The sequence below is a fragment of the Aeromonas sp. 102P genome (assembly GCF_051920345.1).
Taxonomy (GTDB): domain Bacteria; phylum Pseudomonadota; class Gammaproteobacteria; order Enterobacterales; family Aeromonadaceae; genus Aeromonas; species Aeromonas veronii.
The window spans coordinates 58,128-82,836 of the sequence record NZ_JBQBCZ010000002.1; the positions used below are offsets into that span (position 1 = coordinate 58,128).

At 59.7% G+C, this 24,709-nt stretch carries 18 protein-coding genes and 4 pseudogenes; 8 read left to right on the forward strand and 14 right to left on the reverse strand.

What is annotated here, in order from left to right; genetic code table 11:
• Nucleotides 1-20: 20 nt before the first annotated feature.
• From ACTG1K_RS22335 to ACTG1K_RS22350, 4 genes and pseudogenes are all read left to right on the forward strand, one after another.
• Nucleotides 21-1,340 carry a hemolysin family protein gene (locus tag ACTG1K_RS22335; protein ID WP_005334094.1) on the forward strand — a complete coding sequence of 440 codons (1,320 nt, stop codon included), beginning with the start codon at nucleotides 21-23 and terminating at the stop codon, nucleotides 1,338-1,340.
• 19 nt (nucleotides 1,341-1,359) lie between these two features.
• A complete protein-coding gene (locus tag ACTG1K_RS22340) occupies nucleotides 1,360-1,902 on the forward strand; it encodes a hypothetical protein (protein ID WP_440006032.1) in 543 nt (180 codons plus the stop codon).
• Nucleotides 1,903-2,195: 293 nt separating this feature from the next.
• Nucleotides 2,196-3,097, forward strand: a pseudogene (locus ACTG1K_RS22345) (homocysteine S-methyltransferase family protein).
• 9 nt (nucleotides 3,098-3,106) lie between these two features.
• Complete coding sequence (locus tag ACTG1K_RS22350) at nucleotides 3,107-4,522, forward strand: basic amino acid/polyamine antiporter (protein ID WP_440006030.1); 1,416 nt, start codon at nucleotides 3,107-3,109, stop codon at nucleotides 4,520-4,522.
• 111 nt (nucleotides 4,523-4,633) lie between these two features.
• Here ACTG1K_RS22350 and ACTG1K_RS22355 read toward each other — a convergent pair whose 3' ends face one another.
• A complete protein-coding gene (locus ACTG1K_RS22355) occupies nucleotides 4,634-5,473 on the reverse strand; it encodes a sterol desaturase family protein (RefSeq protein WP_236340889.1) in 840 nt (279 codons plus the stop codon).
• A 168-nt stretch (nucleotides 5,474-5,641) separates the two neighbouring features.
• Here ACTG1K_RS22355 and ACTG1K_RS22360 point away from each other — a divergent pair, with 168 nt between their 5' ends.
• Nucleotides 5,642-6,433 (forward strand): substrate-binding periplasmic protein, encoded by a 792-nt coding sequence (locus ACTG1K_RS22360; protein ID WP_005334089.1) that lies wholly within the window; start codon nucleotides 5,642-5,644, stop codon nucleotides 6,431-6,433.
• A gap of 180 nt (nucleotides 6,434-6,613) precedes the next feature.
• Nucleotides 6,614-7,714, forward strand: a pseudogene (locus tag ACTG1K_RS22365) (IS3 family transposase).
• 215 nt (nucleotides 7,715-7,929) lie between these two features.
• On the opposite strand, the pseudogene tyrA reads toward ACTG1K_RS22365, so the two are convergent.
• From tyrA to hinT, 12 genes and pseudogenes are all read right to left on the reverse strand, one after another.
• Nucleotides 7,930-9,056, reverse strand: a pseudogene (tyrA, locus tag ACTG1K_RS22370) (bifunctional chorismate mutase/prephenate dehydrogenase).
• Between the two features lie 134 nt (nucleotides 9,057-9,190).
• A complete protein-coding gene (locus ACTG1K_RS22375; RefSeq protein WP_139407255.1) occupies nucleotides 9,191-10,264 on the reverse strand; it encodes a 3-deoxy-7-phosphoheptulonate synthase in 1,074 nt (357 codons plus the stop codon).
• A 409-nt stretch (nucleotides 10,265-10,673) separates the two neighbouring features.
• A complete protein-coding gene (gene glgC, locus ACTG1K_RS22380) occupies nucleotides 10,674-11,975 on the reverse strand; it encodes a glucose-1-phosphate adenylyltransferase (RefSeq protein WP_005334047.1) in 1,302 nt (433 codons plus the stop codon).
• A gap of 288 nt (nucleotides 11,976-12,263) precedes the next feature.
• The gene (gene secF, locus ACTG1K_RS22385; protein ID WP_258720374.1) at nucleotides 12,264-13,181 is read right to left on the reverse strand and encodes a protein translocase subunit SecF; all 918 of its coding nucleotides are present in this window, start codon (nucleotides 13,179-13,181) and stop codon (nucleotides 12,264-12,266) included.
• A gap of 151 nt (nucleotides 13,182-13,332) precedes the next feature.
• Complete coding sequence (secD, locus tag ACTG1K_RS22390) at nucleotides 13,333-15,135, reverse strand: protein translocase subunit SecD (protein ID WP_440006025.1); 1,803 nt, start codon at nucleotides 15,133-15,135, stop codon at nucleotides 13,333-13,335.
• A 158-nt stretch (nucleotides 15,136-15,293) separates the two neighbouring features.
• Nucleotides 15,294-15,728 carry a hypothetical protein gene (locus ACTG1K_RS22395; RefSeq protein ID WP_429150498.1) on the reverse strand — a complete coding sequence of 145 codons (435 nt, stop codon included), beginning with the start codon at nucleotides 15,726-15,728 and terminating at the stop codon, nucleotides 15,294-15,296.
• Nucleotides 15,729-15,822: 94 nt separating this feature from the next.
• Nucleotides 15,823-16,680 carry a DUF6279 family lipoprotein gene (locus ACTG1K_RS22400; RefSeq protein ID WP_429150496.1) on the reverse strand — a complete coding sequence of 286 codons (858 nt, stop codon included), beginning with the start codon at nucleotides 16,678-16,680 and terminating at the stop codon, nucleotides 15,823-15,825.
• Between the two features lie 3 nt (nucleotides 16,681-16,683).
• Nucleotides 16,684-17,529 (reverse strand): phosphotransferase, encoded by an 846-nt coding sequence (locus tag ACTG1K_RS22405; protein ID WP_429150494.1) that lies wholly within the window; start codon nucleotides 17,527-17,529, stop codon nucleotides 16,684-16,686.
• Entirely contained in the window at nucleotides 17,519-18,115 is a 597-nt protein-coding gene (gene lpoB / locus ACTG1K_RS22410) for a penicillin-binding protein activator LpoB (protein ID WP_005334041.1), read from the reverse strand. Before lpoB ends, ACTG1K_RS22405 begins: the two co-directional genes overlap by 11 nt.
• Entirely contained in the window at nucleotides 18,115-18,513 is a 399-nt protein-coding gene (locus ACTG1K_RS22415) for a YcfL family protein (protein WP_108612840.1), read from the reverse strand. The genes lpoB and ACTG1K_RS22415 overlap by 1 nt, the downstream gene beginning before the upstream one ends.
• A gap of 83 nt (nucleotides 18,514-18,596) precedes the next feature.
• Nucleotides 18,597-20,033 carry a COG3014 family protein gene (locus ACTG1K_RS22420; RefSeq protein ID WP_440006873.1) on the reverse strand — a complete coding sequence of 479 codons (1,437 nt, stop codon included), beginning with the start codon at nucleotides 20,031-20,033 and terminating at the stop codon, nucleotides 18,597-18,599.
• Entirely contained in the window at nucleotides 20,033-20,383 is a 351-nt protein-coding gene (gene hinT / locus ACTG1K_RS22425) for a purine nucleoside phosphoramidase (protein WP_005334033.1), read from the reverse strand. The genes ACTG1K_RS22420 and hinT overlap by 1 nt, the downstream gene beginning before the upstream one ends.
• A 252-nt stretch (nucleotides 20,384-20,635) precedes the next feature.
• On the opposite strand from hinT, the gene ACTG1K_RS22430 reads away from it, so the two are divergent.
• Nucleotides 20,636-22,648, forward strand: a complete 2,013-nt coding sequence (locus tag ACTG1K_RS22430) for a methyl-accepting chemotaxis protein (protein WP_440006020.1) — start codon at nucleotides 20,636-20,638, stop codon at nucleotides 22,646-22,648.
• Nucleotides 22,649-22,719: 71 nt separating this feature from the next.
• Here ACTG1K_RS22430 and ACTG1K_RS22435 read toward each other — a convergent pair.
• Nucleotides 22,720-23,593, reverse strand: a pseudogene (locus tag ACTG1K_RS22435) (6-pyruvoyl trahydropterin synthase family protein).
• An 80-nt stretch (nucleotides 23,594-23,673) separates the two neighbouring features.
• Between ACTG1K_RS22435 and ACTG1K_RS22440 the strand changes: the two are divergent.
• A partial coding sequence (locus ACTG1K_RS22440) for a dihydroorotase (RefSeq protein WP_440006875.1) occupies nucleotides 23,674-24,709 on the forward strand: 1,036 nt, incomplete at its 3' end.

Here is a 24,709-nt window from a genome sequence, read left to right on the forward strand (position 1 = left end):
GGTGTAGCAATAGGTTAATCATGAGTTTTGCCGATAGTTTGTTCTTTTTAATGCTGCTGGTTGGCGGCAGTGTGTTCTTCTCCCTCTCCGAGATCTCTCTCGCCGCGTCTCGCAAAATCAAATTGCAGGTGATGGCGGATGAAGGTAATCGCCAGGCCGAAAAGGTGCTGGCCCTGCAGGCCCAGCCGGGCAACTTTTTCACCGTGGTGCAGATTGGCCTCAATACCGTCGCCATTCTGGGCGGTATCCTGGGTGAGTCTGCCCTCAACCCCGCCATCAAGGGGATTGTCTCCCAGTTCTACCAGGGCCCCTGGCTTGGCGAGATCAGCTCCGGTGCCTCCTTCGTGTTTGTCACCGGCATGTTTATCCTGATCGCTGATCTGATGCCCAAGCGTCTGGCCATGACCATGCCCGAGCAGATTGCCGTGGTGGTGGTGCGCCCGATGCTCTTCTTCGTCACCGTGTTGATGCCGCTGGTGTGGGTCTTCAACGGATTGGCGAACTCCCTGTTCCGTCTGATGCGTGTCTCCACGGTGCGCAACGACGAGATCACCTCCGACGATATCTATGCGGTGATGGATGCCGGTGCCGAGGCGGGGGTTATCCAGCGCGAGGAGCATCAGCTCATCGAGAACGTGTTCGAGTTGCAGTCCCTTGGTGTCACCTCTGCCATGACGGCCCGCGAGAGCCTTATCTACTTCACCCTGCAAGAGAGTGAAGAGAGCATCAAGGCGAAGATCGCCGAGCATCCCCATAACAAGTTTCTGGTCTGTGACCACAACCTCGACAGCATCAAGGGCTTTGTCGATGCCAAAGAGCTGCTGATCCGCGTTATCGGTGGCCAGAGCATCGACCTTATCGGTGGCAACCTAGTGCAGAACGTCATCATCATCCCCGATACCCTGAACCTCTATGAGGCGATGGAGTACTTCAAGAATCATCGTGGTGACTTTGCCGTGGTGATGAACGAGTACGCGCTGGTGGTGGGGATTGTCACCATGAACGACCTGATGAGTACCGTCATGGGCGAGTGGGCGACCCACGTGGTGGAAGAGCAGATCGTCCAGCGCGACGAGAACTCCTGGCTGGTGGACGGGGTCACCCCCATCTCCGACGTGATGCGCGCCTTCGATATCGAAGAGTTCCCCGAGAACCAGAACTACGAGACCATCGCCGGCTTTATCATGTATATGCTGCGCAAGATCCCCAAGCGCACTGACTCGGTCAAATATGCCGGTTACAAGTTCGAAGTGGTCGATATCGACAGTTACAAGATTGACCAGCTGCTGGTTACCCGGGTCGAACCGGCTGTGGCCGAGAAGCCAGCTCAGGAATCGTAAAAGGAGCGATATAAGAGTCATGAAGATGCAGTCTCATTCCCGTGCGCTGGCCTGTATCGCGCTCGCCCTGGCACTGGGTGCCTGTAGCCAGAGTGCGCCGCGCAAAGCCACAGTGGCAGCCAAGCCGGTAACCCCCAAGCCTGCCGTGGTCGTGCCGCAGCCGGATCCCGACGCGGTGGTACAAAGCGGCATGGCCGAGCCGAGCCCGGTCTTTGACGAGCAGTACCATGGCCCGGATCAGGGATCGCTGGAGTCGGTGACCGCTCTGTTTGCCCGTGGCTACATCGAGTCCGCCATGCGCGAGACCATGCTGGCGGCGGTGCACAACGACTATCCGCTGCTCGGCATGCGGGATGTGCGGTTGACCGATCCGGTCTCCAAATTCCTCACCTCCGAGCATGCGGCCACCACGGCCCATGACTACCTCTATGCAGGCGTGCAGCGTCGCCTCGGTCGTCCGCTCAGCCCTGCCCAGTGGGAGCAGATCTGGCGCGGTTTGCCGCAGCAGGGTCGGGTCTCCGACTGGGTCAAACAGATCAAGCGAGTGCTGGCCGGGCGTTAAGTTACCAGCGGATCAAGATTGTGATGAGGCCACCTTAGGGTGGCCTCTTGCATTTCTGCGTTTGCCTCGCCGTTTGCACGCTGATTTCTGCTGATACTGATTGCCGCCCGTGGCACTTTGTTTTATCTTGCTTTGGCCATCTAAACATCTATATGTTTTTATGGCTACCTAATAAAAGGGCTTCCCAGGATGAAGCAGGACGATCTGCAGCGATTCGATGCGAAACCGCAGATCAACAAAACAAACAGATAAATACGCAAATAAACAACGCACATAACAAAGAGACACGACAGATGGAAACCAGGGAATTGTGGGTGCTGGATGGGGGCATGGGGCGCGAGCTGGCACGGCGGGGGCACCGTTTCGTCAACCCGAGTGGTCGGCGCTGGCCTTGATGGAGGCGCCAGAGACGGTGCGTGACGTGCATCAGGCCTATGTGGCGAGCGGGGCCAGGGTCATTACTACCAACAGCTATGCACTGGTGCCGTTTCATATCGGCGATGAGCGTTTCTTTGCCGAAGGGGAGGGGTTGGCGGCGCTGGCCGGTCAGCTGGCCCGCGAAGTGGCTGACGAGCAGAAGGGCGCCGTGCAGGTGGCGGGTTCTCTGCCACCGTTGTTTGGCTCCTACCGTGCCGATTTGTTCAAGGCGGACAGGGTGAGCGAGCTGGCGACGCCGCTTATCCGGGCGCTATCCCCTTATGTGGATATCTGGTTGGCCGAGACCATGAGCCTGATTGCCGAGCCACTGGCCTTGAAAGCGCTATTGCCTGATGACGGCAAGCCGTTCTGGGTCTCCTTCACGCTGGAAGATGAGGCGCCGGGCAACGAGCCGCGACTGCGTTCCGGCGAGCGGGTGGCTGATGCGGTGACCACGTTAGTGGCGGCCGGGGTCGATGCCATCCTGTTCAACTGCTGTCAGCCCGAGGTGATCGAGGGGGCGCTCAAGGTGGCAAGTGCTGCGTTGCAGGCAGAGGGTCGCAGCGACATCCGCCTCGGAGCCTATGCCAACGCTTTCCCGCCGCAGCCCAAAGAGGCCACCGCCAACGACGGACTGGACGAAATCCGCGCCGATCTGGGGCCGCTGGATTATCTCGGCTGGGCCGAGCGCTGGCGCGCGGCCGGGGCGAATTTGATCGGCGGTTGCTGCGGTATCGGTCCCGAGCATATTCAGGCGCTGAGCCGCCGGTTGCGCTAAGGAGCTTCCATGAAAGAGAGCAAGATTGGGCTCTGGTCACTCACCGCGCTGGTGTTCAGCTCCATGGTGGGGGCGGGGATTTTTAGCCTGCCCCAGAACATGGCCGAGGTGGCTGGCGCCCGCGCCGTGCTGATCGGTTGGGGCGTGACGGGTGTGGGCATCCTGGCGCTCGCCATGAGTTTTCTCTATCTGTCGCGACTCAGGCCCGATCTCGACGGCGGCATCTACAGCTATGCCCGCGCCGGTTTTGGCGATCTGGTGGGCTTCTTCTCCGTCTGGGGTTATTGGCTCTGTGCCACCATCGGCGTGGTGGGTTATCTGGTCATTGCCTTTGCGGCGCTGGGCAGCTTCGTCGATACGCCGGAGCAGATCTGGTTTGGTGACGGCAATACCCTGGCGGCGTTTGTCGGCGAGTCCTGCATCCTCTGGGCTGTGCACCTGCTGGTGGCCCGCGGCGTGCAGCAGGCGGCGTTGTTCAATCTGGTGGCGACCCTGGCCAAGAGCCTGCCGCTGCTGCTGTTTATTCTGTTTGCCTGCTACTGGTTCGATCCGGTCACCTTCGTGGCGGATCAGCAGGGCAGCACCCTGGCGGTGCCGGTCTCCGAGCAGGTGCGCAACACCATGCTCATCACCCTCTGGGTCTTCACCGGTATCGAGGGGGCAGCGGTGCTGTCGGCCCGCGCTCGAAACCGGCAGGATGTGGGCACTGCCACCGTGCTTGGGGTGGTGCTGGCGCTGCTGCTCTATGTGCTTATCTCGGTGCTGGCGCTGGGGATATTGAGTCGGCCCGAGCTGGCGGCGCTACCCAACCCCTCCATGGCAGGGCTGATGGCCCAGATGACCGGCTCCTGGGGCAAGCTGCTCATCAGCGTCGGCCTGATTGTCTCGGTGCTTGCCTCCTACGTGAGCTGGACCCTCTTCTCGGCGGAGGTACCGTTCAGCGCGGCCCGCCACGGTGCGTTTCCTGCTATCTTCCGGCGCCAGAACCGCAACGGGACGCCTATCGCATCGCTCTGGCTCACCAGCCTGACGGTGCAGACTTGCCTGCTGCTGGTATGGCTGCTCGGCAAGGGCTACACCAGTCTGCTGCTTATATCGACCTCGATGATTTTGGTGCCTTACCTGCTGATCGGCCTGTTCTTGCTCAAGCTTTCGTTCAGCAAGGAGGAGGAGAGTGGGCAGGGGCGAGGCCTGATGCGGGCAGTGGCGCTGGTGTCGAGCGGTTACGGCTTCTGGCTGCTCTATGCTGCCGGGGTGGAGTATCTGTTGCTGTCGTTGTTGCTGTACGGGCCGGGTCTGCTGCTGTTTCTCTACAGCCGCCGTCAGCTGGGCACAGATCTTTGCCTGAGTGGCCGCGAGCGGCTGTTGGCCGGAGTGACCTTGCTGAGCCTGATCCCCGCCGTCTGGTCGTTCGCCCATCTCTGACATCGAAGATGTGACTGATCATAAAAGAGAGCGCCGCCGTGGCGCTCTCTTGTTATCAGGGACTGGTTATCAGGGGCTTGCTATCCGGGAGTTGCTATTCGGGGCGAAGGCTCAGCGGCTGGCAGGTCCGGCCGGTTTGCCAAACAGCACCGCGAGTTTTTGTCGCCACGGCAAGCCACGGGCGTCATGCAGCATGTCGCGCCACTCGTGGAAGGTGAGAGTGAGGGGGTTGAAGCTGTGGATCGGCTTGGTGATGCCAAAGCGACACGGCTCGGCCGGGTCCTCCTCGACAAAGGTGCCAAACAGCCGATCCCAGATGATCAGCACCCCGGCAAAGTTGCGGTCTATGTACTTGGCGTTGCTGGCGTGATGCACCCTGTGGTGGGAGGGGGTGTTGAAGATCCACTCAAGCCAGCCGAGTTTGCCTACCACCTGGGTGTGGACGAAAAACTGGAAGCCCAGACTCAATAGCACGGTGGCGACCACCGCCTCGGGCGGAAAGCCGATGACAATCATCGGGATCCAGAACAGCCACATGCCGGAGATGGGATACATCAGGCTCTGGCGAAAGGCAGTGGAGAGATTGAGCCGCTCCGAGCTGTGGTGCACCACGTGGGAGGCCCACAGCCAGCGAACATGGTGGCTGGTGAAGTGGAACAGCCAGTAGCAGAGATCCTGCAACAGGAACAGCAGCAATACGCTCCAGAAGGTGATCTCGATGTCGAACAGTCGCCAGCCCCAGAGGGTGTCATACAGATAAGCAATGGCGATGGCCGCCAGCGCGTCGCCCCCTTGGTGCATCAGGGCCAGCGTGGCGTTGGCGAACAGATCCCGCCACTGGTAGGTGGCGGTGGGAAAGGCCGCGCCATGTTTGCGCAGGTAGAGCATCTCCCAGCCGATAAAGGCCAGAAAAATCGGGGAGAGGTAGAGCAGAAGCAGTTGCACATCCATATGCGGCCATCCATTCAGAGCAATTGCTCCCCAGCATAAAGGATGGCTTTAATATTTCATTAACATTTTTCAACCAACGAAGAGATGGCATGAAATATGGCGCGGCAGCAGAGGAAGGCGCGCTGGATGGCTATGCTTGATGGAGGCTTTTTCAGGAGGTGCTGGCTTATGCGCGTCTGGTGTTGCTTGTTGTTGGGGTTGTGCATGATGGCGCACGCCAAGACCCGGGTCGAGATCCTGGCGGATGCCGCCTATCCCCCCTACTCCTGGCAGGAGGGGGAGGAGGTCAGGGGGATCTATGCCGACATCATCCGCGAGGTGACCTCTGCCATGCCTGACTATGAGGTGGTGCTCAAGCCCATGCCGTGGCGGCGCGGTCTGAGCATGGTGGAACAGGGGACAGCCTTCGCCATTTTTCCACCCTACTACATGCCCGATACCCGCCCTTACATGTGGCCCTACTCCCAGCCGATGCTGGATGAAGAGCTGGTGGTGATGTGCGGTGCCAGTGTGGCGGCCAATACCCCGCAGGCCAGGTTTCCGCTCGACTATCACGGTTTACGCTTTGGCATGAACGCCGGTTTTGCCGTCGGCGGCGATGCCTTTTGGCAGGCGGTAAAAGAGAAGCAGATCGACGTGGAGGAGGTGAAAAGCAATCGGGAGAACCTGCTCAAGATTGTCCGCGGCCGGGTCGATTGCACCATCAATGATCGCCTCTCCCTGCTCTATGAGTTGCTCAACATGATAAAGGCCGATCAGCTGGCGGTGGCCGATATGTCCCTGCTCAAACAGGGGCCGGTGCTCAGCAAGGAGCAGGGGTTTCTCGGCTATAGCCGCAAGGGGGAGTACCCCTACAAACAGGCCTTTATCGACCAGTTTGACAAGGAGCTCTATCAGCTCAAAAAACGTGACGGGGTGAAAGTGATCGTGGAGCGCTATCTGGGAAAGTCCCCGCGCTGAGCCGATGAGATGGGCACTCGGGTTCAGCTGGGTTGAGTCTGCTCAGCGTGATGCACAAAAAGAGAGCTGAGGTATCCTGATTTTCACAGACAGTTCCGATTGTTACGATGAGACAATCGGGGGTATTGAATGAAATAGAGAGAACACAATTCACCAGAGTTTCGGGCAGAGTCGGTTCGACTGGTGTTGGAGCAAGGCCTTGGCCAAGCTGAAGCCGCCAGAAGGTTGGGTATAGCCAAGGGCACACTGAGCAACTGGGTGGTCGCAGCCAAAGAAGGAAAGGATACACATCGGCCCGCGTTCTGCCAGCCGAGCTGGAGGCTGAAGTGGCCCGGCTACGCAAAGCTCTCGCACAAGCCAACATGGAGCGCGACATCATAAAAAAGGCCGCCGCGTACTTTGCTCAGGAGTCACTGCCAAGTACGCGTGGATAGCCAACCAGCAGGACTTCTATCCCGTTTCCATGATCTGGAGGTATCTCGTGCGGGCTTCTACCACTGGCTCCAGCGTCCACCGTCACAGCGCCAACAAGAAAATGAACGACTCAAGGTCGCCATTCGGGCTGCTCACAGCAAGATACGGCAGACCTATGGCGAAGCGCGTTTACAAGCTGAGTTGGCCGCCGAAGGATTTTACGCCGGACGGGACCGGATTGGGCGATTGCGCCGTGAAATGGGGTTGTCTTGCAAACAAAAGCGCAAATTCAAGGCGACAACCCATTCTTCTCATTCCCTGCCGGTGGCGGAGAATCTCCTTGGTCAGGTTTTTGCGCCGACGAAGCCCAACGAAGTCTGGACCGGTGATATCACCTATATCGCTACCGACGAAGGCTGGCTTTATCTGGCTGGTCTCAAGGATGTGTTTACCTGTGAGATAGTGGGTTATGCGATGGAAGAACGAATGACCACCGGGTTGGTCAGTCAGGCGCTGTTTCGGGCTGTGCAGCAGAAGAGGCCGCCCGTAGGGCTTATCCATCACACAGACTGGGGCAGTCAGCACTGTGCCAAGGCTTACCGGGCTCTCTAGGTACAATTTGGCATGCAGACCTCCATGTCACGCAAGGGGAACTGCTTCGATAATGCCCTGATAGAAAGCTTCTGGGGGTCTCTTAAAAATGAACTGGTTCACCACCATAGATTCAAGACGAGAGCAGAGGCCAAGGCAGCGATCCAGGAATACATAGAGATTTTTTACAACCGCCAACGTCGGCATTCACGACTTGGCAATGTCAGCCCGGCGGAGTTTAACAAGAGGTATTGGAGAACAGCTCAGGCTGCTTGATCCGAGACTGTCCGATCTTGCCAGGACACCCCAGCTCGACCAGCGCCAGTTTAAAAGTCAGCGAGTAATCGCGCTGTGTCCGTTTCACACCTTGTCCCATCGGATTCTCCATTTATTGGGGGGAAAGGTGTAAACCATATTTAGGACGGGACCGTAACAAACAAAAAAGGAAGATGCCTGAGTATCTTCCCTTGAGCGTTGCTACTTTTGCAGGATTAGCCGTGTTGGCGGCGGTCGTTGGCCTGGGCCAGTAGCATGCGGCTTTCACGCAGGAACTGGTCGGCATGCTCGCCGAAGAAACCGGAGACTTGCGAGAAGGCATCGATGAAACCGTCCCTGTCCCCCGTTCCAGCAGCCCCAGCGCTTCGCCGAAGTTTTGGTAGTAGCGACGGATCATCGCCAGATTCTGCGGTGACAACAAAATGATGTCGGCATAGAGGTGGGGATCCTGAGCGAACAGCCGCCCCACCATGGCGAGTTCCAGCCGGTAGATGGGGGAGCTCAAACTCAGCAGACGATCCAGATTGGCCTGCTCCCGGGAGAGGTGCCAGCCATAGGCAAAGGTGGCGAAGTGACGCAGTGCCTGAATGAGGGTCATCGCCTCATCGTGGGCCTTGGCTTCCACCTGTTGCAAGCGGGCGCCCCAGATGGTCATCTGATCCAGCAGCCATTGGCTGGCGGCGGGGTCACGACCCTGGCAGCAGACGATCACCTGCTTGGCGAGACTCGCCACATCCGGCCCGAACATGGGGTGCAGTCCCAGTACCGGCCCTTGGTGCACCGCCAGCATATGTTCGAGCGGCGCCGCTTTCACGCTGGTGACATCGACCAGCAGGCAGTGGGCGGGCAGGTTGCCGAGGCGGTCGATGATCTGGCAGGTGATATCGATGGGCACCGCCACCATCACCAGACCTACTCCGGCGAGGATCTGGTCAGCGCGCGGCCAGTCGGCTTGTTCCAGCGTCTCGACCCGATAGCCTGAGAGGCTGAACATATGACCGAACAGCCGACCAAGCTGGCCTTCACCGCCGATGATGACCACCTTGCCAAGATCCGGCTTTATGCATTTGAAGCCTGTATCTTTCTCGCTGGCATAAGATTCACGCATCACCCGGCGCAGCACGTCTTCGATGAGATCGCCGGGCACCCCCAACTGCTCGGCCTCGGCGCGGCGGCGGGCCAGCATGCTCGCTTCCCGATCCGGTGCATAGATGGGCAGGCCGTGGCGGCTCTTTACTTCACCCACTTCTCCCACCAGGGCCAGACGGGCGGCCAGCAGATCGATCAGCTGCTTGTCCACCGCATCTATCTTGTCCCTGAGTACATTCAACTCTTCAGCCATATCCAGTCCCTGCTAGCGCCGCAGCGGCGGCGCCCTGAAAATCAAGATGCAACAAGGTATCACGGCATGAGCGGTTTGATGCCACCAGCGGTGATACCTCGATTGTTCAATAGGTTACGACAAGATACCACGGCTTATCGTGCAGTTCTGCCCTTGAGGGGGTCAGCCAGCTGGTTGTGGCAGCGGGCCAGCAGGGTAGCGGTGGTGTCCCAGTCGATGCAGGCATCTGTGATGGAGACCCCGTAGCGCATCTGCTCCTTGGGCTGCTCGCTGGACTGGTTTCCCTCGAACAGGTTGGATTCGAGCATCACCCCGATGATGGAGCGGTTGCCCTCCTGGATCTGGTGGATGACGTTGTCGGCCACCTTGGGCTGCAAACGGTGATCCTTGCTGGAGTTGCCGTGGCTGCAATCTACCACCAGACCGGGCAGCAGGCCCGCCTTTTCCAGTGCCTCTTCCGCCAGCGACACGTTGACCGAGTCATAGTTGGGATGTTTGCCGCCGCGCAGGATCACGTGGCCATCCGGGTTGCCCTGGGTCTGCAGCAGCGCAACCTGGCCCTGCTGGTTGATCCCCATAAAGGCGTGAGGGGAGGAGGCCGCCTGCAGCGCATTGATGGCAGTCCCCAAGTTGCCGTCGGTGCCGTTCTTGAAGCCGACCGGCATGGAGAGGCCGGACGCCATCTCCCTGTGGGTCTGGGATTCGGTGGTGCGGGCGCCGATGGCTGACCAGGAGAAGAGCTCGGCCAGGTATTGCGGGCTGATGGGATCGAGCGCTTCTGTGGCCAGCGGCAACTCCAGCTCCGCCAGCCAGCAGAGCAGCTCGCGGGCACGGTGCAGCCCCAGCTCCACATCGAAGGTGCCATCCAGATTGGGGTCGTTGATAAAGCCTTTCCAGCCTACCGTGGTGCGCGGCTTCTCAAAGTAGACCCGCATGACAATGTAGAGAGAGTCCTGATAGGCATCATGCAGCGCTTTGAGTCTGGTTGCGTACTCTTTGGCGGCGTCCATGTCGTGGATGGAGCAGGGACCACAGATCACCAGCAAGCGGTGATCGCGACGGTGAATGATGTCGGCGATGGTATTGCGGGCCCCTTGCACGAATGCCAGCGCCTTGTCGGAGATGGGTAACTTCTCCTTGAGCTGGGCAGGCGTGATCATCACTTGTTCGGACTGGATGTGGATGTTGTTCAGGGGGTCTCTTTGCATGATTTCATTCTCTCTACTGTATTAAGCCAAAAGCGATTGTACCGATATGTTTACGTTGGTACCTGCCTTGTTACGCAACCGCCCTCACCTTACCAAGGAAAAACAAACAATCAAGTGAAACTAGCGGATTTACCGCTAAAAAGTCAGATAAAGGAGCTGCTATATAGTGCGAACAGGAATAATACAGAGAGGTTTTCGGAGGGTTAATGGTTATTTTGTAATTTAATGTTTACAGTTTGAGGGTGTGAAGGCTGCGTTGCCCAGCTGTTTACCCACAGTAAATGGTATCTCTGGGAGACTGCAACGCGATGGCAATGATGGTGTGAGGTGGCTATCTGGTCAGCCATAGAAAGAGGGAGCCATAATGGCTCCCTTTGCGGTAGGAAGGGGGATCCCGTCTGGCTGCGGATCAGCGCTTTTGTTTTCCCTGCAGCTCTTTGTTCAGGCGAGTGAGCATCCCCTGGGTGACCAGCACTATGCCCTGCTCGGAGCGGTGGAAGCGACGTGCATCTTCATCGGCGTTTTCACCTATCACCGTGCCTTCCGGCAGTTTGCACCCCTTGTCGATCACCACCCGGCGCAGTCGGCAACCGGCACCTATCTCAACTCCCGGGAAGATAACGGCCTGATCCAGGGTGCAGAAGGAGTCGACCCGCACATTGGTAAAGAGCACCGAACTCAGGATGAAAGAGCCACTGACGATGGTGCCCCCGGCAAACATGGAGTTGATGGTCATGCCGTGCTGGCCGTTTCGGTCCTGCACGAACTTGGCGGGAGGAGTCATGTTCTGACTGGTCCAGATGGGCCAGTCCTGATCGTAGATATCCAGCTCAGGCGTGACGGAAGCGAGATCCATATTGGCTTCCCAAAAGGAGTCCACGGTGCCCACATCGCGCCAGTAGGGGCGGCGATCCGGACAGCAGCCGACACAGGACATGCCAAACGGGTGAGCGAATGCGGTGCCCTCTTTCACCACGCGGGGGATCACGTCCATGCCGAAATCGTGATGGGACTGCTCGTTGGCAATGTCCTCTTCCAGCAGCTGATAGAGATACTCCGCATCGAAGATATAGACGCCCATGGAGGCCAGCGCGGTGTCGGCCTTGCCCGGCATGGCGGGCGGGTTGGCGGGCTTTTCGACGAAGGCATTGATCTTGCGATCATCATCCACCGCCATTACCCCGAAGGCGCTTGCTTCACTGCGTGGCACCTCGATGCAGGCAACGGTCACCTTGGCGCCCATATTGACGTGATCGAGCAGCATGGCGGCGTAATCCATCTTGTAGATGTGGTCGCCTGCCAGCACCACCACATATTTGGGGGCGTGATCGCGGATGATATCCAGATTCTGGTAGACCGCATCGGCGGTACCCCGATACCAGTTCACCTCATCCACCCGCTGCTGGGCAGGGAGCAGATCGATAAACTCGTTCATCTGGTAGCGCAGGAAAGACCAGCCCGATTGGAGATGGCGCAACAGGCTGTGGGATTTGTACTGGGTCACGACACCGACCCGACGGATGCCGGAGTTGATGCAGTTGGAGAGCACGAAATCGATGATGCGGAATTTGCCGCCGAAATGAACGGCAGGTTTTGCACGGTTGTCGGTTAACTGTTTGAGGCGACTACCCCGCCCTCCTGCGAGTACCAAAGCCATGGTCTCGTTCAGCAACTGTCTGGATTTTGCTGTATTGGCAGGTTGTAACAACATCTCATATCCCTTTGTAGATAAATCACTACAATGTTGCCTCCTTTGAGCCCTCAAGAAAGTGCTTTCAGTCACATTTTATGGTTTCTGACGTAATAAAATGACCTTTTTGTTATTAAAAATGACGGGTTGATCCGTCATTGCTTTCAATATGGTCAGTTGTCAATTGAAGCGAGCCGAGCAACAAAAGGGACGGCGAGAGACCGAGAGGAGGGATGAAAAAGCCCCTGCCAATGGTTGGCAGGGGCCCGGTTTGTTGAGACCCGGTAAGCCGGGCCTGGTTAACAAGGTTCAGGCTGCGTTGGCCAGTGGCTCCTCGCTCTTCTTCTGGTAGGCCTGAGGGGTGAGCCCAAGCAGCTCCTGCACGGTCGAGGCGACGGTAATGGAGGAGACGGTGCCCACCAGGATCCCGGCAAACAGGGTGAAGGAGAAGCCGTAGAGGGCGTCACCGCCAAACAGCAACAGAGCGCCCACGGTAAACAGGGTGGTGCCCGAGGTGATCATGGTGCGACTGAAGGTCGCCTTGATGGCCACATCGGAGCACTCGTGGATGCCCATCTGGGTACGCGAGCTCAGCAGATCCCGCAGCCTGTCCGAGATGACGATGCTGTCGTTGAGGGAGTAGCCGATCACCGCCATCAAACCGGCGATGATGTTCAGATCGAATTCGATCTGAAAGAGTGACAGCAGCCCCAGCGCCACGATGGCGTCATGGACCACCGAGAGCAGGATGCCGATGGCCTGACGCCACTCAAAGCGAAACGCCAGATAGGCCGACATCGCCAGCGAAGCCACCAGTACCGCCAGCATCCCCTGCTGGAACAGCTCGGCACCCACCTGAGGACCGACGATGGTGGTGCGCAGCAACTCGACCGGCATCCCCAACTGCTGGGTCAGCATGGTGGTGAGATCTGCCGCGGGCCAGGGCAGTTCGTGGGGGGGCAGCTTGATCAGCCACTCGCCGGGAATACCGGCCGAGCTCAGCTCAACGGCTCCCGCCAGCGGGGAGACCAGCATGGCATTGAGCTCATGGGCCTCTTTCAGGGTCTGGATATGAAACTCCAGCAGGATCCCGCCGGTAAAATCGAGCCCCAGAGTGAGGCCGTTCACCAGCAAGATGGCAACGCTGGCCACGGTCAGCAGGATGGAAGCCCACAGGCCAATATAACGCCAACGGGTCAGCCCCATGGCAACGATCATTCTCAACATAATTATCTCCTTGGCCAGCCAGCACCAGGCTGTTGGCCCATCACGACGTGTCGCGACACGCCGGGAAAATAGTGTTCTGCTTTGGCCGCTCCGGCCATATCCATAGCCGATGGCGCAGCCAAAGCCGCTCATCAGAGGGACGGCTGTCCCGTTACACCTTCAGCGTGCGCTCGCTGCTGCGTCCCCACAGGGGGTTGATGATGGCGCGTGTCCCCCAGATCCCGGTGATCATGCTGGAGAGCAGACCCAGGATGAGGGTGATGGAGAAGCCCTGCAGCGGCCCGGAGCCGATGGAGTAGAGCACCACGGCGCAGATGAGCGTAGTGATGTTGGCATCGAAAATGGTGTGGAAGGCCGAGCGATAGCCAAAGTCGATGGCGTTGGCCAGTGAGCCACCCTCTCGCAGACGGTCCCTGATCCGCTCGAAGATCAGCACATGGGTATCCACCGCCATGCCCACCGTCAGCACCAGACCGGCGATCCCCGGCAGGGTCAGCACGGCGCCCGGCAGCACTGCCAGCATGCCGACCTGCATCAACAGGTTGGCGACCAGCGCCGTGATGGCAACCCAGCCGAATTTGCGGTACCAGGCCATCATGAACAGCATCATGCCTGCCATGCCGAAGGCCAGCGCGGTGAAGCCCGCCTCGATATTCTGCATCCCCAGCGTCGGGCCAATGGAGCGCTCCTCCAGGATCTTGAGCGGGGCGGTGAGGGCGCCGGCACGCAGCAGCATGGCCAGCTCTTGCGCCTCCGGCAGACTGCCAATGCCGGTGATGCGGAACTGGTTGCCAAGGGCGGTCTGGATGGTGGCGACGTTGATCACCTCGCTCTGGGCGCGCAGTTTGCCCTGGGCGTTGGTCTTGTACTCGGTGAAGACGGTCGCCATCGGCTTGCCCACATGCTGGCGGCTGAACTGGTTCATCTTGCTGCCACCCAGGGTGTCGAGCACGATATTGACCTGGGGTTGACCCATTTCGCCCATGTTGGCGCGGGCATCGACGATGTGCTCGCCGGTGAGTACCGGCTTGCGCGCCATGCCAACAGCCTGACCGTTGCGATCGGCGATATAGAAATGGCTGTCGGCTTTGGCCTCGTAGAAGGCCAGCGAGGCGGTGGCGCCGATCACCTCTTTCGCCTGCTTGGGGTTATGTACCCCAGGCAGTTCGATACGGATACCATCCTGCCCCTGGCGCACCACCGAGGCCTCGACGATGCCGAGCTCGTTGATCCGTTTTTTCAGGATCGACAGGTTCTGGGTCACGGCGTTGTTGACCAGCAGGGTACGCTCCGCCTCGCTCAGCACCAGTTTCAGATCATTGCCGGAGCGGGTCAGCTTCCACTGATCCTGACGGGTACCGGCACTCTCTTTGATGATAGAGAGCCAGCTCTCCTGTTCGGCGACCTCCGGCAGGGTGACGGTTACGGCGCCCTGTGCCGTGCGCGTGACGCTGGCGCCGCGCAGGTTGGCTTCACGGAAACGGGTGCGCAGGGTGTCCACCAGATTCTTGGTCTGATTGTCGATGACAAAGTCCACGTCCACCCCGATCAGCAGCTGGGAGCCGCCACGCAGGTCGAGCCCCAGCTTGATGGGATCGGCGCCGAGGCGAGTGATCCATGCCGGCGCGTTGGAGTGAAACTCCAGGGTCAGGGCGGCACTGTCGACCCCTTGCTGCTCCAGCAACTGCTTGGCGCGCTGCTGTTCGCCCTGGCTGGCAAAGACCAGCTCGACTCGCTCAGGTTGCTCGATCACCTTGACCGGTGCTAGGTGCTTGTCGCTCAGCAGCATCTGTTGCTGGGTGGTCAGGCGCTGCTGTCCGTGCAGGCCGAGGGAGGGCTGCTCACCGAAAAAGGTGGGCAGGGAGTAAAAGGTAAAGGTCAACAGCATCAACAGCAGCAGTGCGTACTGCCACTTGCTCATGCGGTTGAGAACGGTGCGATTGCTCTTTCTCATGGCAAACAAGCCTCTGTCAGGAGAATGGTGCCCGGGCCGATAGCAACAAGGCTCGGCAAGGCGCAAAAAATGGGATGCATCAGATGCGGATCAGGCGGCCGCCGGATCCGTCAGGAAGAGGAGATGAGCAAACAGTGGATGTGCCAACCCCCCCGGGGTCAGGCGCTCAGATAGCTCTGGGTGAAGCGGTATTGCAGATGTTGGCGCTGTAGATGGCGCCGGTGGATCGCGCCAAAGCGATCGCGAAAACTCTGTTTGTGATAGAGCTCGGGTGCCAGCATTAGCCAGCCGAGCAGCAACAGCAGGATGGCTTGGGCCGACCAGCTCTGGATCAGCTCGTAGACCACACTCTTGGGCTGGTTGTCACTGCGCAGGGATTGTTCGAGACGCAGCAGGTGATTCTGATGGCTGCCGACAAACTTGATGATGCCATCATCGCTGTCGCTAAGCTGATTGAACACCTGAGTCTGCTGCTGTTCACTGTGGGGAGATGCGGGTAGCAGCGAGCCTTCCATTCGGGCGATGGAACAAAGCAGGGTGAGGGCGATAACCAGAGTTACCAGCACCAGTTTTACTTTGTCGATAAGGCGCAAAAGTTAATTCCCGATAAATAGGAAGGGCAAACTACCATAAGCGCCCGGTTTGAACAAGGTTGCTCGGGCGCACGGCACCATTCGGTGCCGTTTGTCAGCTGCCGCTCATCTGCTTGAAGTCGCGGGCGTAGCCCTTGAGCAGGGAGTAGAGATGGGCCCGCTGGGAGATATCCAGCGACTGGCTCATGGTGCTCAGCCAGTTGACGGTACGCTGGCGCGACTGTTCGGTATAGCCGGTAAAGCGGCCATCCATCAGCCCATCCCCCTCAGCCAGCAGGTCAGTCAGCTCGCGGGTAAAGTCGGGACTCTGGCGCTGCTTCATCAGCCTGTCCAGCTCCTGGGTCCAGGACTCCTGAAACTCGAGCCAGGGGGGCATCAGCTCGTATTGCCATTCGGCCCACTGGGCCACCAGTGGTGCCTGTGCCGGTTTCACCTCGCCAATCCAGAACTCGAGCCGCTTGTTCATCTTGTCGCGAAACTCCGCCAGCATCTGCTCTTTGGGCTCAGTGGCAAAGTCCTTTTGTCGCTCCTGTTGCCGCTTGACCCGATCGGTCATAAAGCGGGCTACCTGCTCGTCGGTCAGGGTGCGCGCCAGCCTGACCGCGCGGGGGATAGTGTTTTCAAGGGTACGGGTCAGACTCTGCTGCACCGCATCGAGATTGGTCGAGATCTGCTCCGGCGTCATGGGGCTGGCCACCGCCTTGGCCAGTGCATCGAGATCCCTGGCGTAGCGAGGCAGCTCGTGCTGGCGGTGCCAGGCCATCAGCCCCTTCACTTCGCGGCTGAGCAGATCCTTCTGCGAATAGGAGAGGGCAAAGTAGTCATCCAGCTGCCAGATGATGGCGGTATCGAGCCAGTAGTAGATCACCCGGGTGGAGCAGCCGGTCAGCAGCAGGCCGATCAGCAGCAGACCCCAGGTTTTCGGCTTGTGCCAGCGCACCTTGTTTATCATCTGTTACTCCAGTCGTTGCCGGTTGATGGCGATCAGGGTGTCATAGTCGAGTGAGGGCTGTTGCTCTGCCATCAGCAGGGCCCAGAGCAGGCCGATATAGTCGACCCAGGGTAAAAATGCCTCGCTCTGAAAATCGGGCCACTGGTGGCGCGGCACGGCCTGCAGATAGTGCGCTTCCAGCTCGTCACGCCGCTCGGCGGGCCACTCATGGGTGCGCTGGATGCTGGCGAGCTCAAAGCCGGGGTGACCTGCCGCGCCATACTCCCAGTCGATGACCCAGGGTTTGCTTCCCAACAAGTTAGCCGGATTGAGATCATGGTGGCAAGGGCGCCAGCAATCATTTGGCTCACTGCTGGCGAGCAAGCCCCGCTCCAGGGCGGGCAGCCAGGAGGGAATGTGGGCCAGTCGGGCGCGATAGCCCGCGGCGTGGGCTCGCACCGCCATCACCACCTCAGGCAGCGGCAGGCGATGGAGCTTGCGCAGCACCTCAGCCAGCAGACGGGGCTGATCGGCTGCCGGTGGTGCCGCGAGCACCCAGTTTGGCTCATCGCACCATTCGAGCAGCATCAGACCGCTGGCGGGATCGCCATAGTGGCAAGACAGTGCCAACCCTTCGGCCATCGCCCCCTGATAAAGCTGCCACTCGGTGGGACGGTCGATACCAAGGCGCACCGGGTCGGAGTGGCCCTGACGCAAAAAGTAACTGCGCCCCGAGGGGAGGCGCAGTCGATAGTTGCAGTTGGTCAGGCCTAACCCAAGTGGTTCCAGCTGCCCCTCCCGCCAGGGGGCGGGCAGGCTGGCCAGTAGCGGATCACAGTTGCCTGTCTGCGGGAGCCTGTTACCAGCCAAAGGTGGATTTCTTCGCCTGTTTGCGGATCTCTTTCTGATCGGCCCACAGCAGTTCGCCGTTTTGCAGATCCATCAGGTTCATGGTCATCTGGTAGTAGACATCCTTCACCTTGCCATTGTCTTTGACGATGCTGGCGAGGTTGCCATAGACCATGTAGCGGGCACCGGTCTGCTTGCCCAGACGCACCATGGAGGCAGGATCCACCATGCCGCTGCTCTGCTGGTATTCGAGCTGCTGCTTGACGGCGGCCACCTTGCTCATGTCGACGAAGCGGAACTTGCCGGCCCGCAGCAACTTGGTGCGGATGGTATCGGTGATGGCTTCGGTATCGATGTGCTCGGAGGTCTTGTTGCGGATAGAGTCCATAAACATCACCGGACGACCGCCTGCGGTGATCTCGCTGGTGGCTGGCGACGCCAGCATGGAGTCCGCCATCTTGTCGGCGATGGCCTGCAGGTCGCTTGAGCCGTAATCGACGGTGACGGTTTCGGTTTCGGTCGGATCGCCATAGCTGACGGTGGTGCTGGAGCAGCCGCCCAAGAGCAATGCAGAGGTCAATATCAGCAGGGCATGATTCATTTTCATCAGTTGGATTCCTCAATCACTTCGCGTACGTAAATCCGGTAACCCTGCGCCGCCGGGCTGGGCGCCAGGGCCGAGAGGGTGCGGGTCTGATAGCCATGCAGCTTGATGGGGGTCCAGCCGCGGCCATCGCTGGCGACCTCCTGACCGGCCTCATCATACCAATAGAAGATATATTGCAGCTTGTTATCGCCGCGCTGGGTGCTGGCGGCGGCCACATTGACCTGCAGCAGGCCATTTTGCTGGCGGCGGCTCAGCTCGGTCAGGGTGACGTTGACGTTTTGATGCTGCTCCAGCGTGGGTGCACCGCCCGCCGGGCCATAGAGCGCCACGCCTGAGGTGTTGGTGGCGCAGCCGGTCAGCAGCAGCGCGAGCCCGAGGGCCAACCCGTATGCTTTCATCTTGCTCTCCTTAATCGGGGTGAGTGGGGCCGCGTGTGTGCCTGCCCGGTTAATTGTCTTGCTCATCTCTCTTCGCCGTCTGCTCAGAGCGGCATCACCCGGGTGGTCAGACCGGCGCCGAGGCGCTGTACCCAGACCAGGGTGATGCGTCCCTTGTGGATGGTGAGCGGCAATTGCCGCTGGGCTGCCCCCGCGCCCAGGGTGAGATTGATGTCACCTGCCGGCACTATTCCCTGCCAGCTCGATGCCTGAGCTGGCAGCGTCAGCCAGCTGCGGGTATCGGCCCGCTCCGAGAGGGTGTTGAAGATCCCCACCAGAATATTGCCCACATCCCCTCCCTCTTTGGCTGCGGTGCGGCGCATCTGCTCCTTGGCCACCAGCCGCAGCGCCTGGCGGGTCAGCATGCCGGGCAGCCGCTCTTGCAGATCTTTGGCGGCCAGCGCTTCCAGCCTGACCAGCTCGCTGGTCTGCCAGGCCCGCTTGCCGACTTCCACCGTCAGCGGGCCGGTGTTGCTGGCCCGATTATCGTAATAGGGGATGGCGACGGTAAAGGTGCGAAAATCGCCGCGGGAGGTGGAGATGGGGAGCGGCAGGAACAGTTCGCGCCGTGCCGGGATCAAACCATCTTCAAACAGCACCACCAGTTGGCCTTGATCTTTTGCAAGCGGCGGTGCTTTGCGGCCTATCTTTTTCTCGGTCTCGCGGATCTCGTCCGGTGAGCCACGCAGCCGCGCCAGACGCAGCAAGGCATCTTGCAGGCTACGGTTGTCCGGCGCTATCTGGTAGCCGCGCTGATAGTCGACCCAGGCATCGTTGAGATCCCCGGCCGCCTCATAAAGCACGGCGGAAAAATAGAAGGTGTAGGCGTTCTGAAAACCGTTTTTGACCTTGCCGATCAACCGGTCGAGATCCGGTGCGCCGCGCGACATCAGTTGGCGCATCTCACCTTCAGCCCTGGCCTCTTCGCTCTCATCCTTCGCCTTGCGCACCTCATCGGCTCGCCGTTTCAGAGCCTGCTCCTGTACCTGATTGGCCCGGCGTACCTCCACCAGGGCGCCATCGGCATCACCCCGTTGCAGATAGTTGAGGGCCAGATAGTGATGCAGCATGGTGCGTTCGTAATCGGGAGTACGATAGGCCATCGACTGGTCGTTGGTGAGCAGACTGCCCACCTGATCCAGACCGTGGCTCAGCCGGTATTCGGCCTGATTGTCCTCCCACTGAAGGCGGCTGTCGGCGGCGGTGAACGCCTGCTTGCTGCCCGCATCCTGACCGGCGAGCCAGGCAATTCGCCCCTGTTCGAGCCGATCCAGTACAAAGGTGTCATCCCCAAGGGTGGAGTCGCGCACCTCGGGCAGCGCCTCGGCGGCATGGCCCAGCAGCAGCTGGTTGCGCAGGGGCACCATCTGATCGGAGTAGGAGACGAACATATCCTGCCAGCGGGAGGCGCAGCCTCCCAGCAACAGCAGGGCGCCGCAGAGCAACAGGGCGCTGCGGCAGGTAGAGGCGTGGCGATTCATTACAGGCTGAGCAGCGGTCCCAGCGGCTGGCCACCGACCAGATGCATGTGGATGTGGTAGACCTCCTGCCCGCCGTGGCGGTTGCAGTTCATGATGAGGCGGTAGCCATCTTCGGCGATGCCAGCCTCAGCGGCCAGTTTGCGGGCCACGGTGAACATCCGGCCAAGGGCCAGTTCATGTTCGGCTTCCACGTCATTGACGGTGGGGATCAGCACATTGGGGATGATCAGAATATGGGTTTTGGCCTTGGGCTGGATATCCCGGAATGCGGTGACCAGATCGTCTTGATAAAGGATGTCGGCGGGGATCTCTTTACGGATGATTTTGCTGAAAATGGTTTCTTGCGCCATGGCTAACTCCCTTATATGAAACAGAAAATTGAACTAGAACCCCAAGCGGCTCCCGAAAGGGGGGCGAGCAGCACGCCAAGTGTGACACAAGCCGACATTTGACACAGCTGATGTCCCATTCCCTTCATTTATTGTTAAAAATACCGATAGCCAGAGGGACGTCATCTGCAACGCCTGTTCAGGGTGGTCTGCAGGGTATCAAAAGGACGGGGTACTCAGGCAAGGGACTTTTGCATATACAGCGGGACAATAATGAAACAAACAATGTCGGATCTCTCCATCTTGCAGCGAGTCTACCTTGGCTTCGCGATCCTGGTGGCCGTGATGGTGGCCAGTTCACTGCTCACATTTCGTAGTCAGGAGACCCTGGGGAACGCACTGGAGCAGGTTACCCAGCAGTCTATGCCGCTGGTGATTGCCAGCAGCCAGACCCAGATCACCCTGCTCAGCGCCAACAAGTGGCTGGGGGATGTGCTCACCGAGCAGGACCCCAAACAGCTGCCGGCCGAAGTGGCCGAACTGAAACAAGCCAAGGCCGCGGTGGGCAAGAGCCTCGACGTCTTGCGCCAGCAGGTCGCCCACCACCCCGAACTGCAAGGGGAGATGAGCAACCTCAGCCAGCAGGTCGACAGCTACCTGCAACTGACCGATACCCTGCCCGGCGAACACGAGGCGCTGCTCACCCGACTGCACAAGGTCAATCTGGCCAAGGGGCAGTTTCAGGTCAGTCTGCCCCAGTTCAAGAAGAGTCTGGGTGACATGATGGTCACCATCGACGACAGCTTTATCAAGATGCTCTCCGAGACCCTGACCACCAAGCTCTCCGCCATTGAACTCTCCACCATGGACGCCCTCAATCAGACTATTCCGGCTCCCATCGAAGGGGCGCTCAAGCGCAACAAGATGCAGATCGAGGGGTTCAACAGCACCATCAAGGATCTCCAGGGGGAGCTCAAGAACTTCGAGAACGACATGGGCCACTATGTTCACGGCTTCGTGCGCGACACCACCGCAAGCGAAGGGGTGCTCTCCCAGTATCTGGCGCTGATGAAGCAGCAGGAACAGATGCGGGAGAAGAGCAAGCAGGCCAGCGCCCTGATCGTCGAGATCCAGAACCGGCTTGAGCGGATCACCGGCCAGAGTCAGCAGCTGATGAGTCAAAGCATTCAGCACGCCAAAGCCACTCAGAGCCAGAGCACTCTGACCCAGGGAACCAGCATCGTCGTCGCCATCCTGATCGCCATGCTGGTGGCTTATACCCTGGGCAAGGCCATTCGCCGTCCGCTCAGGGAGTTGCTGCGGGTGCTGACCGAAGTGACCCAGGGCGACATGACCCAGCGCATCGGTTTTCGCAGCAAGAACGAATTTGGTCAGCTGGGCAGCCAGATCAACCTGCTGATTGCCCAGATGGGGGAGGTGCTGGCACAGCTTTCACAAGCGTCGGCCCAGCTTAACGATGCCGCCCACGGCAATCGCCACACCACCGAATCGGTGCGGGCGGATCTGGAGAAACAGCGGCAGGAGACCGCCTCGGTTGCCGCCGCCATGACCCAGATGGAGGCCTCGGTGCGGGAGGTGGCGCAGGCTGCCAACCAGACTCTGGAGCGGGTGCAGGATGTGGAGAAGGCCTCCGAGATGGGACGCAAGGTGATGGCAGGCAATATCACCACCACTCATCAACTGGCGGGCAAGCTGCAACAGACCGGCAAGGTGATTGGTGATGTGAGCGCCATGAGCAGCCAGATCGGCAATATCCTCGATGTCATTCGCGGCATCGCCGAGCAGACCAATCTGCTGGCCCTCAACGCTGCCATCGAAGCGGCGCGGGCCGGCGAGCAGGGGCGCGGTTTTGCGGTGGTGGCCGATGAGGTGCGCAGTCTGGCGGGGCGCACCGCCCAGTCCACCAGCGAAATCCAGACCATGATCGAGAACCTGCAGCAGGGGGTTGCCAAGGCGGTGACCGTAATGCAGGAGTGCTCTCGCGAGATGGATAGCTGCGTGGATCAGAGCTCTCACGCCAACAACGCCATGGAGGAGGTGCAGGGGATTGTGGTGCTCATCAGCGACATGTCGAGCCAGATCGCCTCTGCCGCCGAGCAGCAGCAGGCCACCAGCGCCGATATCGCCACCAACCTCAACCGCATCTCCGATATCTCGGATCTCAACTATCAGGGGATCGAGCGGGTAGCCGAGACCAGCCAGCAGCTGGACTCCCTTGCCGAGCAGCAGGAGAGCCTGGTCAAGCGCTTCCGTCTCAGCGCCTGATGGTCGAGAGTTGAAACAACAAGGCCCCGCAGATGCGGGGCCTTCTCTTTATTGCTGCAGCAACAAGGGGATCAGGCGTAGGCAATCGCACCCTTGCCGACCCCTTCATAGGCGACAATCTTGACGAACTTGTCGCCCACTATCTTCTTCACTTCGCGAGCAATGTAGCAGGCCAGCAGCTCGACCGTGGTGTCGGTGTCGATCATCTCCACCTCGGCGGTGGGGATGGCCAGCTGGAACAGCCCTTGCGGCGCCACATATTGAAGCCGGTGTGATGCTCGCCAAGCAGGGCATTGGCGCGAGGGCTCAAAGCGAGCTCGGTCAGCGCCACCTTGTCCTCCTCGGTGCCGAGGTAGATATCCCCCCAGCGTTCGGCCCAGTTGAGCTCCAGCTCCTGGTCGCGCTCGCCATCGACGTGGATCTCGATGGGGGAGCGGTGGCCGTGGGCGATACGCTGGCAGTTGCCATCATGCTTCTTCAGACCGTGGCTGTAGTGGTAGAAGGCTCCGGTGATCGCCTCCTGACGCAGGGTCAGGGAGAGATCCTGATATTGCCCGGCAGCCGTTTGGCCAGTACCGCCAGCAGGTAGCGGGTCACCGACTCTTTATCGACTTGCGGGGCAGGGATAAAGGCAAAGCCCTGGGATGGGCAGCGCAGATGGATGGAGCGACCCGGGCGCAGCAGATCCACTGTGCTTTCGTCACCATCCAGTGTCTCGACGTGGATCAGCGGGCACCCGGTCGGCACCAGCAGCTTGTGGTCCACCTCTTCATCGATGATCGACTTGATCAGCTTCTTTACCCGGCCAAAGTCCAGCAGCATGCTCATTTCGTTGAGCTCACCGCTCATTTCGATATCTACCAGCCAGCTCTCCCCCACCATGCCGCGGCGTTCGCAGAGGTAGCTGGAGTCGATCACGGTCAAATCTCTTACAAATAACTTCATCAGTCAGGCCTTGCTACAGAGAAAGGGCAGTTTTGCGCTATTATGACCCGCGATTATCGGCAAAGGAACTGGAACCCCCCATGAACAAACTGCTTATCAAGAATGCCACCTTGGTCAACGAAGGCCGTATCTATGCCTCCGATGTGTTGATCGAGGGGGAACGGATTGCCCGCATCGCCCCGGATATCGAGGCGCCCGATGCGCTGGTTATCGATGCCGCAGGTCGCCATCTCATCCCCGGAATGATCGATGATCAGGTCCACTTCCGGGAGCCGGGATTGACCCACAAGGGGACTATCGCCAGCGAATCCCGCGCCGCCGTCGCCGGTGGCACCACCAGTTTCATGGAAATGCCCAACGTCAATCCCCAGACCACCACCCTCGACGCCCTCGAAGCCAAATACCAGATCGCCGCCAACTCCTCCGTCGCCAACTACAGCTTCTATCTCGGCGCCACCAACGACAACCTTGAAGAGATCAAGCGTCTCGACCCCAAGCAATCCTGCGGGGTCAAGGTGTTTATGGGCTCCTCGACCGGCAACATGCTGGTGGACAATCAGGAGACCCTGGCGGCCATCTTCCGCGAGAGCCCGGTGATGATCGTGACCCACTGCGAAGACACCCCGACCATCGCCAAGGCGGAAGAGGCAGCACGGGCCAAGTGGGGCGAGAATGTGCCGATGGGCGAGCACGGCCGCATTCGCAGCGACGAAGCGTGCTACAAATCCTCCAGCATGGCGGTGGCGTTGGCCAAGCAGTACGGTGCCAAGCTGCACGTGCTGCATCTGACCTCGGCCAAGGAGCTGTCGCTGTTTACCGCCAGCCACGACCTGAGCGAGCTGAAGGACAAGAACATCACCGCCGAGGTGTGTGTTCACCACCTCTTCTTCAATGAAGCCGATTACGAGACCCAGGGCAGCCTGATCAAGTGCAACCCTGCGGTGAAGAGTGCCGCCGACCAGCAGGCACTGCTGGATGCGGTACGCAACGACGTGCTCGACATCATCGCCACCGACCACGCGCCCCACACCTGGGAAGAGAAGCAGAACAGCTACTTCAAGGCGCCGTCCGGTGTGCCGCTGGTGCAGCACTCTTTGCAGGCGCTGCTGGAGCTCT